Here is a 13,787-nt window from a genome sequence, read left to right as displayed (position 1 = left end):
CGGATGGTCGACGTCTCCGAGAAGGCCACCACCGTGCGCACCGCCGTCGCGGCCGGCCGGGTCCGGGTCTCCCCGAAGGTGGTGGAGCTGCTGCGCGGCGAGGGCGTGCCCAAGGGCGACGCCCTCGCGGTGGCCCGGATCGCCGGGATCATGGGCGCCAAGCGGACCCCGGACCTGATCCCGCTCTGCCACCCGATCGCGGTCTCCGGCGTCGAGGTCGACCTCGCCGTCGCGGACGACGCGGTCGAGATCACCGCCACGGTGCGGACCGCCGACCGCACCGGTGTCGAGATGGAGGCGCTGACCTCGGTGGCGGTCGCCGCGCTGACCGTGATCGACATGGTCAAGGCGGTCGACAAGGGCGCCGCGGTGGAGTCCGTGCGGGTGCTCGCCAAGACCGGCGGCAAGAGCGGCGACTGGTTCGCGCCGGAGGTGGCCGAGTGAAGGCGTCGGCCGGGCGGGCGCTGGCCGTGACCGTCTCCAACCGGGCCTCGGCCGGGGTGTACCAGGACAGCGGCGGCCCGCTGCTGGTGGCCGGCCTGACGGCGATGGGCTTCACCGTCGACGGCCCCCGGGTGGTGCCGGACGGCGAGCCGGTCGAGGCCGTGCTGCGCGAGGCGGTCGCGGCCGGCTACGACGTGGTGCTGACCACCGGCGGCACCGGCATCTCGCCGATGGACCTCACCCCCGAGATGACCGCCCGGGTGATCGACCGGCAGGTCCCCGGGATCGCCGAGGCCGTCCGCGCGTACGGCCGGGACAAGGTGGCGACCGCGGCGCTCTCCCGCGGGCTGGCCGGGCTCGCCGGACGTACCCTGATCGTCAACCTGCCGGGCTCGACCGGCGGCGTCAAGGACGGTCTGGCCGTCCTGGAGCCGCTGCTCGCCCACGCCGTCGACCAGCTCGGCGGCGGGGACCACCCCCGGCCCGACGCCCCAGCTTCCGGGAGAGCGCACTGAACGCCGGCTGGCCGGTAGAACTCCACGAGGGGGAGGTCGTGCTGCGCCCGATCCGGGCCCGCGACCAGCGCGAGTGGCAGGAGGTGAGCCGCCGCAACCGGGACTGGCTGCGGCGCTGGGAGGCCACCGTGCCGCCCGGCCCGGCGGGTCGGGCGGCGGGCCCGCGTCCGACCTACCGGCAGATGGTCCGGTTCCTGCGCGGCGAGGCCTCGGCCGGCCGGATGCTGCCCTTCGTGGTGCTCTACAAGGGCCAGCTGGTCGGCCAGTTGACCGTCGGGGGGATCACCTGGGGCTCGATGTGCTCGGCCAACGTCGGCTACTGGATCGACGAGGCGGTGGCCGGCCGGGGCATCATGCCGACGGCGGTGGCGCTTTCGGTGGACCACTGCTTCCGCACCCTCGGACTGCACCGGATCGAGGTCTGCATCCGTCCGGAGAACGGTCCGAGCCGCCGGGTGGTGGAAAAGCTCGGCTTCCGCTCGGAGGGAATCCGCCCGCGCTATCTCCACATCGACGGGGACTGGCGGGACCACCTGGTCTACGCCCTGACCGCCGAGGAGGTCCCGGAGGGGATGCTGGAGCGTTGGCGGGCGATCAGTTCCGGCCGTGAGTCACGTAATTGAATATCTGTTCGAATCAAATATCGATATGGCATCGGCGTGGTGGCGGACCGTCACAAACACCGGCAAAATAGTCGGAGAATCAGCTTGATCACACGACACGCCGCGCCAAATTGCTGCCGGGCCTTCCCCGGCGCCCGTACGGTGTGAATCGTGAGCAGTAGCGGCCTTATCTACGCCGTCATCGTAGGGGCCTGGGCCGCCTATCTGGTGCCGATGTGGCTCCGCAGGCAGGACGAACTCAACGAGGCGCGCCCGACGGAACGCTTCAGCACCGCCATCCGCCTGCTGGCCGGGCGTTCGGCGCTGGAGCGGCGGGCAGCCCGGGCCCTGGGCGACGAACCGCGTGACGACGAGCACAGCGACGACGGTCCTCCCGAACGGGACGCGACCGCCTCCGGCGACCCCGCGGCCCCGGAGCCCGAACCCCCGGCGGAACGCCCGGTCGAACGGCCCGCCGCCGTGCGGCAGGGCGGCGCCGAGCGCCGGGCCCGGCTGCTGGCCCGCCGGCGCCGGATGGTCACCGCCCTCTTCCTGGCCTTCGCCCTCGGCGCGGTGGTCGCCGCGGTGGCCGGTCTCGCCTTCCTCTGGGTGCCGGCCGTCCCGGCGCTCCTCCTCACCCTCTACATCGGCCACCTGCGCAAGCTGGAGCGGCAGCGGTACGAGGTGAAGCTGGACCGGTCCCGGGCCGTCCAGGCGGCCGAGCGGCTGCGCCAGCGCGAGCGGCAGCGGGCCGAGGCCCCGGTGGACGACCGGCCGACGGTCGAGGCCCCCGCCCCGGTGGAGCCGGACCCGGCCGCGCCCGCCGGGCAGCGGCCCGGCCGCCGGTCGCACCTGAGGCTGGCCGCCGACCCCGAGCAGCCCACCGTCGCGGCGTCCTCCGCCTCCGTGGTCGCGGAGGCGACCGAGCACGAGGAGTGGGTCGACGGCATGCGCGAGCGCGGCGCGGCCGGCCCGGACTCCTGGGAGCCGGTGCCCGTCCCGCTGCCGACCTACGTCACCGCGCCGGTCGCCCCCCGGGTGTCCCGCGGCGTCGACCTGTCGGCCCCCGGCGGCTGGACCGCCGGGCGCCCCGCCGAGTCCCGCAGCACCCCGCTGTTCGACCAGTACGCCGAGGCCCCGGCTCCGGAGTCCCGCCCCCGCGCGGCCAACGAATGACCGCCGTGACCGCCCCCGACCAGGGGGGTGGTCACGGACCCCCTTCGAAAGGTGCTAGAGTTTCTTCTCGTTGGGGCTGTGGCGCAGTCCGGTAGCGCACCTCGTTCGCATCGAGGGGGTCAGGGGTTCGAATCCCCTCAGCTCCACCCAACGGATCGGCTCCGGCCGGTCCACCAAGTCCCGCCGGGAGTCAACTCCCGGCGGGACTTCGCGTTTTGCGGCCCGGAAGGCCCGGCGAGGGGCCTGGTGACCGAGGTCACACCGCTCCCACCAGGGCGGAAGCTGACGGACTTTGGAACTCAGGGGAGTCTCAGAGGGGTCGGTTATGGTGGTTGGGCCCAGACGGCGACGAGGGAACGATCTGGTCTATCTCAACGGGGTGCCATCGCGGTGCGCGAGTTCGGTCTGACACGGTGGACGCGGCGAGCGGACCCGGAGGGGCCCGACAGCGGCCCGACAGGCGGACGACCGAACTCCTGGACCGTCGCGGCGATCTGCGTCGCGGTGCTGTCGGTCGCGGCGTTCGTCATCCAGCGGCACCTGCACGGCGCGACCATGGTCGACATGCTCGTCTACCGGGCCGAGGGCCAGGCCGTCGTCAACGGCGACGACCTGTACGCGATGCGGCTGCCCGGCTGGGACCTCCCGGCCACCTACCCGCCGTTCGCCGCGATGCTGTTCGTCCCGAGCACCTGGTTCGGCGTGAGCACCCTGCGCGTCCTGGTGATGCTCGGCAACTACGCGCTGCTCGGCCTGGCCGTGCACCTGTCGCTCAAGCTGGCCGGCTGGCCCGCCCGGCGGTACCGCACGGCCGCCGCGATCCTCGGCGCCGGCCTCGCGGTCTGGCTGGAGCCGGTCTACACCACCTTCCAGTACGGCCAGGTCAACCTCGCCATCCTGTGCCTGGTGCTGTGGGACCTCACCCGGTCCGACCGCAGCCGCACCAAGGGCGTGGGCATCGGCCTGGCCACCGCGATCAAGATCACCCCGGGGCTGTTCGCCGTCTACCTGTTCCTGACCGGACGGGTCCGGGCCGCGCTGGTCTCCATGGGCACCTTCCTGGCGGCCGGCCTGATCGGCTGGATCGTGCTGCCGGACGGCTCCTACGGGTTCTGGACCAACTACCTGTGGGACCCGAGCCGGGTCGGCGTCACCGTGCTGGTGGACAACCAGTCGCTGCGCGGGGCCGTCTGCCGGCTGCTCGACGTCAACGACCCCGGCACGGTCGGGCTGATCGTCTGCGGGCTGGTGGGCGCCCTCGGACTGGGCGTGGCCGTGCTCGCCGGGCGCTCCGCCCGGGTGCTGCGCCGGGCCGACGCCTGGGGCGGCGTCTGCGCCGCCCTCACCGCGCTGCTGGTCTCGCCGATCAGCTGGACCCACCACTGGGTCTGGTGCATCCCGCTGATCGCCCTGCTGGCCGCGGAGGCCAGGAACACCCGCCGCCGGGTGCTGCTCGGGGTGACGCTGGCGGTGTTCCTCTCGCACGTGATGTGGGCGGTGCCGCACCGCTGGGGCCGCGGCGTCGTCTGGTACTGGCAGCTGCCCGGCGCGATCTACCCGCCGCTGGCCATCGCCGTCCTGGCGGTCGTCGGCGTGCGGCTGTACCGGGCCCGGCGGCAGGCGGTCGACGCCTCGGCCGGCGCCTGGGCGCTGCTCGGCGCCAGGCTCGACGCCGCCCCCGATCCCGATCCCGACCGCGACCGCGACCGCGACCCCGCCCTGACCAACCGGACCTGACGGACCAGAGACGGACCGGAGCCGACGTGACCACCCAGACCGCAAGCCCGCCGACGCCCCGCGCCGTCGTACCCGCCGCCCGCCGGGCCGCCGCCGCGCTGGGCTCGCCCGCCCGGCGCACCCTGCTGCTCAGCGTGCTGTGCTTCGCGGTGATGTGCGCGATCGGGATGCAGGGCTGGGCGTCCGTCTCGCTCGGCGGCTTCGACCTCGGCATCTTCGACCAGGGGATACGCGGCTACGCCCACTTCGGGTTGCCGGTCTCCACGCTGAAGTACTACCACCACGAGTTCCCGCCCGGGTTCTCGCTGCTCGGCGACCACTTCTCCCCGGTGCTGGCGCTGCTCGCGCCGCTGTACTGGATCTGGGACGACCCGCGCTCGCTGATCATCGGACAGGCGCTGCTGTTCGCGCTCGGGGTGCCGCTGATCCGCCGGATCGCCGCGCACGCCTTCGCCGCCGCCGAGCCGCGCACCGCCCGCCGGGCCGCCGACCTGGCCGGGCTGGTCTACGCGCTCGGCTGGCCCCTGCTGGTCGCCTCCCGGGTCGGCTTCCACGAGGTGGCGTTCGCCGTCCCGCTGATCCTGCTGCTGCTGGAGCGCGGGCTGGCCCGCCGCTACGGCACGGTGGTGCTGGCCGCGGTGCTGCTGTGCTGCACCAAGGAGGACCTGGGCCTGCTGGTCGGCGCGTACGGCCTGGTGCTGCTGCTGCGCACCCGGGGCACCGGGGACCGGGCCGGGCGGTTCACCGGGATCGGGCTGCTGCTGGGCGGGCCGATCGCCTCGGCGGTGGCGATCACCTGGCTGATCCCGGCGATGGGCGGCGAGCCGGGCTACTACTGGAACTACGACGCGCTCGGTGCCGACGGCGGCGAGGCGGTCCGCAACCTGCTGCACAACCCGTTCCTGCTGGTGCAGACCGCCTTCGACCAGCCGCTGAAGCCGCTGCTGCTGCTCTGGCTGTTCGGCACCATGTTCCTGCTGCCGCTGCGCTCGGCCACCGTGCTGTGCCTGGTGCCGCTGCTGGCCGAGCGGATCCTGTCCAGCAACCCCAACCACTGGTCGATCGCCCGGCACTACGACTCGATGCTCTGGCCGGTCCTGCTGACCGCGAGCCTGGAGGTGCTGGGGCGGCTGAGCAGCACCGGGCGGCCCGAGCGGACCCGTCGGCGGGCCCGGCTGCTGGGCCTGGGCACGGTCGGGGTGGCGCTGGTCGCGGCGGTGCCGATCGGGCTGCTGCAGCTCGCGGTGCCGTCCTCCTGGGAGCCCCGGGCGAGCGAGGCCGCGCTGGTCCGGGCGGCCGCGCTGATCCCGGACGGCGCCTCGGTGGAGGCGGACAACCAGATCGCGCCGCGGCTGACCGCCCGGACCGACGTGGTGCTGGTGGACGGGACGCCGCGCGGGCGCGCGTACGTGCTGATCCGCTCCGACAAGCGGTCCTTCCCGTTCACGACGGACAAGGAGCAGGCCGACCGGATCCAGCTGCTGCTGGCGCACGGCTACCGGCAGCTCTGGGCCGAGGACGGCGTGGTGCTGCTGCACCGGGAGGGCGACGAGCCGGTGCCCGGCGAGCACGTGCCCGGGCCGGGCAGCAAGCCGGTCCAGGACAAGGTGCCGACCGACGTGGGGCACAACCTGTTCAAGGGCTGACCCCGCCCGCGCGGACGATCACCACCGGGCAGGACGCGTGGCACAGGCAGTACTGGGCGACGGTGCCCAGCGGGACCTCCGGCGGGGTGCCGTGGCCGCGGTTGCCGAGCACCAGCAGCGCGGCGCCGGCCGCGGCGGTGACCAGGGCGGGGCCCGGCGGCCCGGCCTTGAGGTGGCGGCGCAGCGGGACGGCGCAGTGGGCCGCCGTCTCGTCCAGGATCCGGGCGGCCCGGTGCTCGGGCTCGAAGCCGTCCAGGGCGGGCGGTACGAGGCCGTGGTCGCCGTACAGGCAGGGGAAGTCCCAGACGGCCACCGCCTCCAGCGGGCCGCCGGTGAGGCCGGCCAGGCGGGCCGCCCAGCGGGCGGCGGCCAGGGCGGGTGCGGAGCCGTCCACGCCGACCACGATCAGGCCGTGCGGCTGCATGCTTCGAGCGTAGACACGGCCGGGGGCCGGCCGGAAGGTCTCCGGCCGGCCCCCGGGGGCGTGGGTCAGGGGCGTTCGGCGTAGGACTGGTGCTGGTGCGAGCCCTGGGGCGGGACGGCGCCGTAGCGGCCGGGGCGGTGGCCGCGCGGGTGCCGGGTCAGGTGGAAGCCGAGGACGCCGGCCAGGGCGGCCAGGAAGCCGCCGCCGATGGTCCAGTACCAGCGGCTGTTCCAGCCGGAGAACCAGCCGGTGTACCAGTGCTGCTTCTCGGCGACCGGGGCCGCCGCCTTGGCCGTGCTCGCGCCGCCGCCGACCGGCGGGACCAGCGGGGCCTTCAGCTCGCCGCCCTCGGGCTGGGCGTTGTCGGCGTTGCCCTTGGCGGTGACGTGCAGCCGGGTGGTGGCGGCCAGGCCGAGGTCGGGCTGCGGGGCGTCGGTGACCGACAGCCGGACGTAGTAGGTGCCGGGCAGCGGGTCGCCGGACCACGGCTCGGCCCAGGTGCGGACCTCGCGCAGGGTGCAGTTCAGGGTCAGGGCGGTGGCGCTCTGGTCGCCGGTGGCGTTCTGGGTGCCGGCGGTGCAGGCCTGGCGGCGGCGCAGGCCGTCGAAGACCTCGACGGTCCAGGTCTGCGGGCCGTGCCGGTCGGCGGCGGGGGCCAGGTTGACGGTCAGGCTGATCGTCGGGGTCTGGCCCTCGGCGGCGCCGAACGCCCAGTACAGGTAGTCGCCGGTGGAGACGGCGACGTCGGCGTCCTGGCCGGGGGAGAGGTTGACCGCGGTCAGGAAGGAGGTGCCGGCCTTGGTGGCCGGGGCCGGGCTGCCGCTCGCGGTCGCGCTCGGGGACGGCGAGGCGGCGGAGGCGGCGGGGGCGCCCAACACGAGGGTGGGCAGCGCGAGGGCGGGCAGCAGGGCGAGGGCGGCGAGGGCGCCGCGGATCGTCGTACGCATGGTCAGTTCTCCCGCCAGACGGCGATCCGCCAGCGTGCGATCCAGCCGGAGACCAGGCCGAAGGCCAGGCCGGCCAGGGTGAGGGTGAGCAGCAGGATCCAGCCGCGGCCGAGGCCCATCGCGGCGCCCTCGGGGGCGGGCGAGGCGGCGGCCAGGTCGACGGTCAGCTCCAGCGGCATGCCGGGGTCGGTGTGGACGCCGGCCTGGGGGGCCAGTGCGTTGCTGACGACCAGGCAGACGGTGGTGTCCGGCTTGTCCTTGGCCGAGGCGGTCGGGCTCGCGGTGACGTAGCCCTTGGAGTCGTCGGTGGACCAGCGCAGGCCGGTGGAGACGACGTCGGTGCGGGTGCTGCCGGCGTCGGTGCCGCGGACGAGTTCCTGGCCGGTGGCGCTGGTGGCCTGGAGCAGGACGCCGTAGTCGCGGGCCACCGCGCGGTCGAGTCCGACGCTGACCGAGGCGCGCAGCTCCTGGCCGGCCTTGACCGGGACCTTGTAGACGCGGTGCTCGGAGAACTTCTCCCGGTCGCTGTAGACGCCGGGGGCGAGCACCGGGGCGTTGTCGCACTTGTCGGTGCCGGTGGTCTTGACCGGGTTGACGGTGTAGGTGTCGTCGTTGCGGTCGATCAGCTGCTTCACCTTGTCGGTGAGCTGCTGTCCGGTGCGGACGTCGGTGTAGGTGCCGCCGGTGGCGTTGGCGATGCAGAGCAGCTGCTGGCGGGTCTTGTCGTCGTGGGCCAGGCCGAGGGTGTCGACCACCAGGTGGATGCCCTGGGCGGCGAGTTCGCGGGCCACGTCGCACGGGTCCGGCGGGGCGCAGTCGTCCTCGCCGTCGGTGATCAGGACGATCCGGCGGGTGGCGTCGCCCTTGCCGAGGTCCTGGGCGGCGCCGCGCAGGGCCAGGCCGATCGGGGTCCAGCCGGTGGGGCGCAGGGTGGCGACCGCGGTCTTGGCCTCGACCTTGTTGGTCCTGCCGACCGGGAACAGCTGCTTGGTGTCCTGGCAGCCGACGGTCTTGTCGTTGCCGGGGTAGCTGGCGCCGAGGGTGCGGATGCCGAACTCGGCCTCCGGGGGCAGGGCGTCGATCACCTCGTTCAGCGAGTTCTGGGCCACCGAGATGCGGCTCTTGCCCTGGATGTCGGCGGTGTTCATGGAGCCGCTGACGTCCAGGATCAGGTCGACCTTGGGGGCCTCCTGGGGTGCTGGGGTGGCGCCGGCTGAGGGTTCGTCGGCGTGGGCGGGCAGGCCGAGGAGCAGCGAGGCGCCCGTTATCGCCAGGGCGGCCAGCAGGCTGCCGAGCCTGGTGTGCGGTCGTCGTCCGGTATTCACCCGGTGATCCTAGGGATCATCAGTTCGTCGGGGCCAAACGGGGCCGGGCGGGCCGCCGGTTCGCTCCGGCGCGGGCTCCGGCGTGAACTCCGGTGCGGGGCGCGGTTGTTGCCGGGCGGGATGCTCACGGTGTCTTTACCGGGGCTGGATAACCTTCGTGGGGATCCGATGGAGACGGGGTGGGGATGGAGCTGACCGCGGTCGGCAAGCGGTACGGGCGGGGCGGGCGGTGGGTCCTGCGGGACGTCGCTCTGGCGGTCGGACCGGGGGAGTTGGTGCGGATCGCCGGGGCGAACGGGAGCGGCAAGTCGACCCTGCTGCGGTTGGTGGCCGGGATCGAGCGGCCGAGCACCGGCCGGGTGGTGCGGTCCGGTGCCGCGGCGTACGTGCCGGAGCGGTTCCCGCCGGCGCTGCCGTTCGACGCCTCCTCGTACCTGCTGCGGGTGGGCCGGGTGCACGGGCTGTCGGCGGCGGGGGCGCGGCGGCGGGCGGGGGAGTGGCTGGACCGGTTCGGCATCGCGGACCGGGCGGGCACCCCGTTGAGCCGGCTGTCCAAGGGGACGTGTCAGAAGGTCGCGGTGGCGCAGGCGTTGATGGCCGAGGCCCCGGTGCTGCTGCTGGACGAGGCGTGGACCGGGCTGGATCCGGGGGCCCGGGCGGTGCTGGACGAGGCGGCGGTCGAGCGGGCGGCGGCGGGCGCGGCGGTGCTGTTCGTGGACCACGACCCGAATCGGCTGGCCGGGCGGACCGGTGCCGCCTACCGGGTCGGCCCGGACGGCGGGCTGCGGCCGGTGGCGGAGGGGCCGGAGCCGGTGGTGGCCGACGGGCCGGTGATGGAGATCGAGGTGGAGCTGCCGGACGGCGCCGCGCTGCCGGAGCGGCTGCCCGGCGGGCCGGAGGCGGTCGCGCTGGGCGGGGCGCTGGTGCGCCTGACGGTGCCGGCCGGTCACTCGGACGCGCTGCTGCGCGCTCTGCTGCTGGGCCGGCCGGGCGTGCGGGTGCTGGCGGTGCGTCGACGGGAGGGGGAGCGGTGCGGCGGCTCGGACCACTGACCCGGTACCACCTGGAGCTGCTGGTGCGCTCGCACGCCTGGCTGCCGCCGTTCCTGACGTTCGTGCTGCTGCTGGTGGTCGGGGTGTCGGCGGGGGATCCGCTGCTGGGCGGGCTCGGCTACGGCGCGGGGGTGCTGGTGCCGGTGAGCGCCTGGTACGTGCGCGGGGTGCTGACGGCGGAGCCGGCGGCGTCGCGGGCCTGTCTGGTGGCGGCGGCGGGCCCGGCGCGGGTTCACCTGGCGGCGCTGCTGGCGGCGTTGACGGCGGCTCTGCTGTCGGCGGTGGGCGGGGTGGCGGCGCTGTGGTGGACGAGTGGGCCGGTGGTGAACCCGGGGGCGGGGGCCGATCCGGGGGTCGGCCGGGCGCTGCTGGCCGGCCTGGCCGCCTCGGTGGTCTGTGTGCTGTCGGGGGTGCTGGCCGGGGCGGTGGCCAACCGTCCGGTGCCGGTCCGCTCGCCGTACGGGATCCTGGCGGCGCTGGGTCTGGCCGCGGCGGCGCTGGTGGTGCCGGTGTCGCCGGCCAACGCGGCGGTGCGCGGGGTGGTGACGGCGGCCCGGACCGGGCGGCTCTGCGTGCCCTGGGGTCAACTGCTGCTGTCCGTCGTGCTGGTGGCCGTGGTCGGGGCGGGGGTGGCGGCGCTGGCGGGGCGGCGGCCGGAGTGAGGGGCGGAGTGAGGGGCGGGGCGGGGGCCGTTCGGGGCGATCGCGACACCGGCGGACACACCGTGCCGAACTGCCGTACATATGGATAACGCTCGTTAGGGTGACGAACCTGGGCACGGTCGCCGTCGCACCGGCGTCCGGTCCGCCCCGATCGGCATCCCCGCCTCCCCCCCCAGGACGGTCCGTGGCGACACCTTCCGCCGTGACGAGATCCCCGGCCCGGCCCGACCGGCCGGTGCCGACCCGGCGCACCACCGAGCTGGTGCTGGTGCTGGCGGCCGTGCTGACCGCCGTGTTCGGCTACGTCGAGGTCGGTGTCGACCTCGACGGCGAGGCGCCGGCCGACGCCGTCCAGTACGGGGCCGCGCTCGGTGTGCTCTCGCTCGCGGCGCACGGGGTGGTCCGCCGGCGGGCCCGGTACGCGGATCCGCTGCTGCTGCCGATCGCGGTGCTGCTCAACGGGATCGGCCTGGTGGTGATCTACCGGCTCGACCGGGCCACCCCGGGCCGGGAGGCCGCCTCCACCCAGCTGCTCTGGTCGGCGCTCGGGGTGGGGCTGTTCATCGCGGTGGTGCTGCTGGTGCGCGACCACCGACGGCTGCAGCGGTACGCCCACGTCGGGGCGCTGGCGGCGCTGGTGCTGCTGGTGGTGCCGATCCTGTTCCCGCCGGTGTACGGCTCCCGGATCTGGATCGTCGTCGGGCCGCTCTCCTTCCAGCCGGGGGAGTTCGCCAAGATCCTGCTGGCCGTCTTCTTCGCCGCCTACCTGGCGGTGCACCGGGACGCGCTGGCGCTCACCGGCCGCCGGGTCTGGCGCTGGCAGCTGCCGCGCGGGCGGGTGCTCGGGCCGGTGCTGATGATCTGGGCGGCCTTCGTCGGGGTGCTGGTGCTGGAGACCGACCTCGGGATGTCGCTGCTGTACTTCGGGCTGTTCGTGGTGATGCTCTACGTGGCCACCGCGCGCACCGGCTGGATCGCGATCGGGCTGGGCCTGGCGGCGGTCGGCGCGGTGACGGTGGGTTGGCTCTCGCCGCACGTGCACAGCCGGGTGGTGGACTGGCTGGATCCGCTGGGCTCGATCGCGGCGGGCCGGGGCGCCAACCAGATCGCCCAGTCGCTGTTCGCCTTCGCCTGGGGCGGCGAGCTGGGCACCGGGCTGGGGAACGGGCACTCGGTGCTGATCGGCTTCGCCGCCAAGTCGGACTTCATCCTCGCCACCATCGGCGAGGAGCTCGGCCTGACCGGGCTGTTCGCGGTGTTCCTGCTGTACGCGGTGCTGGTCTCGCGGGGTTTCCGGACCGGCATCGCGCTGCGCGACCCGTTCGGGCGGCTGCTGGCGATCGGGCTGGCCGCGATCGTCGGCCTGCAGGTGTTCGTGGTGGCGGGCGGGGTGCTCGCGCTGATCCCGCTGACCGGGATGACCATGCCGTTCATCGCCCAGGGCGGTTCGTCGGTGGTGACCAACTGGATCATCGTGGCGCTGCTGGTGCGGATGAGTCACGAGGCCCGCCGGCCCGCGCCGGAGGTGGTGGGCTGATGGCGGCCGGCCCGTCCGGCGGCGGCCGGCCGCGGGGCAACGGCCCGCAGGGGCTGCCCGGGATCTCGGTCACCGGGCGCCGGGCGGCCACCTTCTGCCTGCTGCTGGTGGGGGCGCTGTGCGTGCAGGCCACCCGGGTGCAGGTGTTCGAGGCCCGGGACCTGGACCGGAACAGCGCCAACCAGCGGCTCGTCGTCGAGCGCTACGCCCGGCCGCGCGGCGACATCCTGGTCGGCGGCCGGGCGGTGACCGGCTCACTGCCCACCGGCGGCCGGTACGCCTACGAGCGCACCTACACCGACGGCCCGACCTACGCCGCCGTCACCGGGTTCGCCTCCCAGGCGTACGGCAACAGCCAGCTGGAGGGCACCGAGGACGACCTGCTGACCGGCACCGACGGCCGGCTGGGCGGCTGGTCGCTCTGGGACGCCGTCTCCCGCCGGCAGAACCCCGGCGGGGACGTGTACACCACGATCGACCCGGCGGCCCAGCAGGCCGCGATGAACGGGCTCGGCGACCAGAAGGGGGCGGTGGCCGCGATCGAACCGGCCACCGGGCGGATCCTGGCGCTGGCCAGCACCCCCTCGTACGACCCGGGCGGCTTCGCCGGCTCCGGCAACGCCGACCAGACCGCCTGGAACCGGTTGCAGGTCGACACCGACCAGCCGATGCTCAACCGGGCGCTGCGGCAGACCTACCCGCCGGGCTCGACCTTCAAGGTGGTCACCGCCGCCGCGGCGCTGGCGGCCGGGACGGTGACCGACCCGGACGCGCCGACCGCGGCGCCCTTCCCGTACGTGCTGCCCGGGACGACCACGCCGCTGGTCAACGACAACGCGGCCTGCGACCGGCCGGGGCTGTCGCTGGACACCGCGATGACCCTGAGCTGCAACAGCGTGCTGGGCTGGCTCGGGGAGCGGACCGGGCTGTCGAAGCTGGTGGCGACGGCGGAGGGCTTCGGCTTCAACGATCCGAGGCTGGACATGCCGGTGCGCCCGGCCCGCTCGAACGTCGACACCTCGATGGACCCGGCCCAGCTGGCGCTGTCCTCGATCGGGCAGTACGACACCGCGGCCACCCCGCTGGTGATGGCGATGGTCGCGGCCGGGGTCGCCGACAACGGGACGGTGATGCGTCCACAGCTGGTGGACAGGCTGACCAGGAGCGACGGCGGCACGGTGGAGCTGATGAAGCCGGCCGTGTACCGGCAGGCGACCAGCCCGGCGGTGGCCGGGCAGCTGCAGCGGCTGATGACCGACGTGGTGGAGAACGGCACCGGCGGCAACGCCCGGATCCCCGGGGCGGTGGTCGGCGGCAAGACCGGCACCGCCGAGCACGGGGCGGACAACAGCGGGACGCCGTACGCCTGGTTCATCGCCTGGGCCAAGCCGGCCGGCTCGGACGCGGTGCCGCCGGTCGCGGTGGCGGTGGTGGTCGCGGACAGTGACGCCACGGATGTGACCGGTGGTGCGCTGGCGGCCCCGATCGCCCGTGCGGTGATGCGGGCGGTACTGGGCCGCTGAGGCCAATCGACGGCGCTGAGCTGGACGTTTAGCGGATTGACCGATGATCCGACGGGTGCGAAGTGTCGGGTTTGTCATTGTCGATGCGACGATTCGTACAATGCGCCGATCGGTATTGTTTGTTTGCGACAATGGCGTTTTCGCGGGGTACTGTCCCATGTTTGTTCGGTTGGTCCCCGATGGCACCCCCCCCAGCG

General features: G+C 74.4%; 13 protein-coding genes and 1 tRNA gene. 11 read left to right on the top strand and 3 right to left on the bottom strand.

Annotation, left to right across the window (positions count from 1 at the left end):
- Nucleotides 1-3 precede the first annotated feature (3 nt).
- The 7 genes from moaC (at nt 4) to ABTZ03_RS25445 (ending at nt 6,120) form a co-directional block, all read left to right on the top strand.
- Nucleotides 4-444 (top strand): cyclic pyranopterin monophosphate synthase MoaC, encoded by a 441-nt coding sequence (gene moaC / locus ABTZ03_RS25475; RefSeq protein ID WP_400927481.1) that lies wholly within the window; start codon nt 4-6, stop codon nt 442-444.
- The gene (locus tag ABTZ03_RS25470; RefSeq protein ID WP_350515380.1) at nt 441-959 is read left to right on the top strand and encodes a MogA/MoaB family molybdenum cofactor biosynthesis protein; all 519 of its coding nucleotides are present in this window, start codon (nt 441-443) and stop codon (nt 957-959) included. Before moaC ends, ABTZ03_RS25470 begins: the two co-directional genes overlap by 4 nt.
- Nucleotides 956-1,582: a GNAT family N-acetyltransferase gene (locus tag ABTZ03_RS25465; protein ID WP_350515418.1), complete on the top strand. Its 627-nt coding sequence runs from the start codon at nt 956-958 to the stop codon at nt 1,580-1,582. Before ABTZ03_RS25470 ends, ABTZ03_RS25465 begins: the two co-directional genes overlap by 4 nt.
- A 150-nt stretch (nt 1,583-1,732) precedes the next feature.
- Nucleotides 1,733-2,737 (top strand): divisome protein SepX/GlpR, encoded by a 1,005-nt coding sequence (gene sepX, locus ABTZ03_RS25460; protein WP_350515379.1) that lies wholly within the window; start codon nt 1,733-1,735, stop codon nt 2,735-2,737.
- A 72-nt stretch (nt 2,738-2,809) separates the two neighbouring features.
- Nucleotides 2,810-2,883 (top strand) — tRNA-Ala (locus ABTZ03_RS25455).
- A gap of 244 nt (nt 2,884-3,127) precedes the next feature.
- Nucleotides 3,128-4,474, top strand: a complete 1,347-nt coding sequence (locus ABTZ03_RS25450; RefSeq protein WP_350515378.1) for a glycosyltransferase 87 family protein — start codon at nt 3,128-3,130, stop codon at nt 4,472-4,474.
- Nucleotides 4,475-4,500: 26 nt separating this feature from the next.
- On the top strand, nt 4,501-6,120 hold the full coding sequence (locus ABTZ03_RS25445) for a DUF2079 domain-containing protein (protein ID WP_350515377.1): 1,620 nt from the start codon (nt 4,501-4,503) through the stop codon (nt 6,118-6,120).
- On the opposite strand, the gene ABTZ03_RS25440 is transcribed toward ABTZ03_RS25445, so the two are convergent.
- The 3 genes from ABTZ03_RS25440 to ABTZ03_RS25430 form a co-directional block, all read right to left on the bottom strand.
- Nucleotides 6,110-6,544, bottom strand: coding sequence for a universal stress protein (locus ABTZ03_RS25440; protein ID WP_350515376.1), 435 nt, complete (start codon nt 6,542-6,544; stop codon nt 6,110-6,112). The two genes, ABTZ03_RS25445 and ABTZ03_RS25440, sit on opposite strands and share 11 nt — an antisense overlap.
- Before the next feature lie 65 nt (nt 6,545-6,609).
- Nucleotides 6,610-7,491 (bottom strand): peptidase, encoded by an 882-nt coding sequence (locus ABTZ03_RS25435; RefSeq protein WP_350515375.1) that lies wholly within the window; start codon nt 7,489-7,491, stop codon nt 6,610-6,612.
- A gap of 2 nt (nt 7,492-7,493) precedes the next feature.
- Nucleotides 7,494-8,816, bottom strand: a complete 1,323-nt coding sequence (locus ABTZ03_RS25430; protein ID WP_350515374.1) for a VWA domain-containing protein — start codon at nt 8,814-8,816, stop codon at nt 7,494-7,496.
- A 185-nt stretch (nt 8,817-9,001) separates the two neighbouring features.
- Between ABTZ03_RS25430 and ABTZ03_RS25425 the strand changes: the two genes are divergently transcribed.
- The 4 genes from ABTZ03_RS25425 to ABTZ03_RS25410 all read left to right on the top strand — a co-directional run bounded on the left by ABTZ03_RS25425 (nt 9,002) and on the right by ABTZ03_RS25410 (nt 13,590).
- Nucleotides 9,002-9,868, top strand: coding sequence for an ATP-binding cassette domain-containing protein (locus ABTZ03_RS25425; protein WP_350515373.1), 867 nt, complete (start codon nt 9,002-9,004; stop codon nt 9,866-9,868).
- A complete protein-coding gene (locus tag ABTZ03_RS25420) occupies nt 9,847-10,530 on the top strand; it encodes an ABC transporter (RefSeq protein ID WP_350515372.1) in 684 nt (227 codons plus the stop codon). The genes ABTZ03_RS25425 and ABTZ03_RS25420 overlap by 22 nt, the downstream gene beginning before the upstream one ends.
- Before the next feature lie 202 nt (nt 10,531-10,732).
- Complete coding sequence (locus ABTZ03_RS25415; RefSeq protein WP_350515371.1) at nt 10,733-12,067, top strand: FtsW/RodA/SpoVE family cell cycle protein; 1,335 nt, start codon at nt 10,733-10,735, stop codon at nt 12,065-12,067.
- The gene (locus tag ABTZ03_RS25410) at nt 12,067-13,590 is read left to right on the top strand and encodes a penicillin-binding transpeptidase domain-containing protein (RefSeq protein ID WP_350515370.1); all 1,524 of its coding nucleotides are present in this window, start codon (nt 12,067-12,069) and stop codon (nt 13,588-13,590) included. The genes ABTZ03_RS25415 and ABTZ03_RS25410 overlap by 1 nt, the downstream gene beginning before the upstream one ends.
- Nucleotides 13,591-13,787: the final 197 nt, after the last annotated feature.

The sequence above is a fragment of the Kitasatospora sp. NPDC096077 genome (genome assembly GCF_040303245.1).
Lineage (GTDB): Bacteria > Actinomycetota > Actinomycetes > Streptomycetales > Streptomycetaceae > Kitasatospora.
Note: the sequence above shows the minus strand (reverse complement) of the source record. Positions and strands in the feature narration are given on the sequence as shown.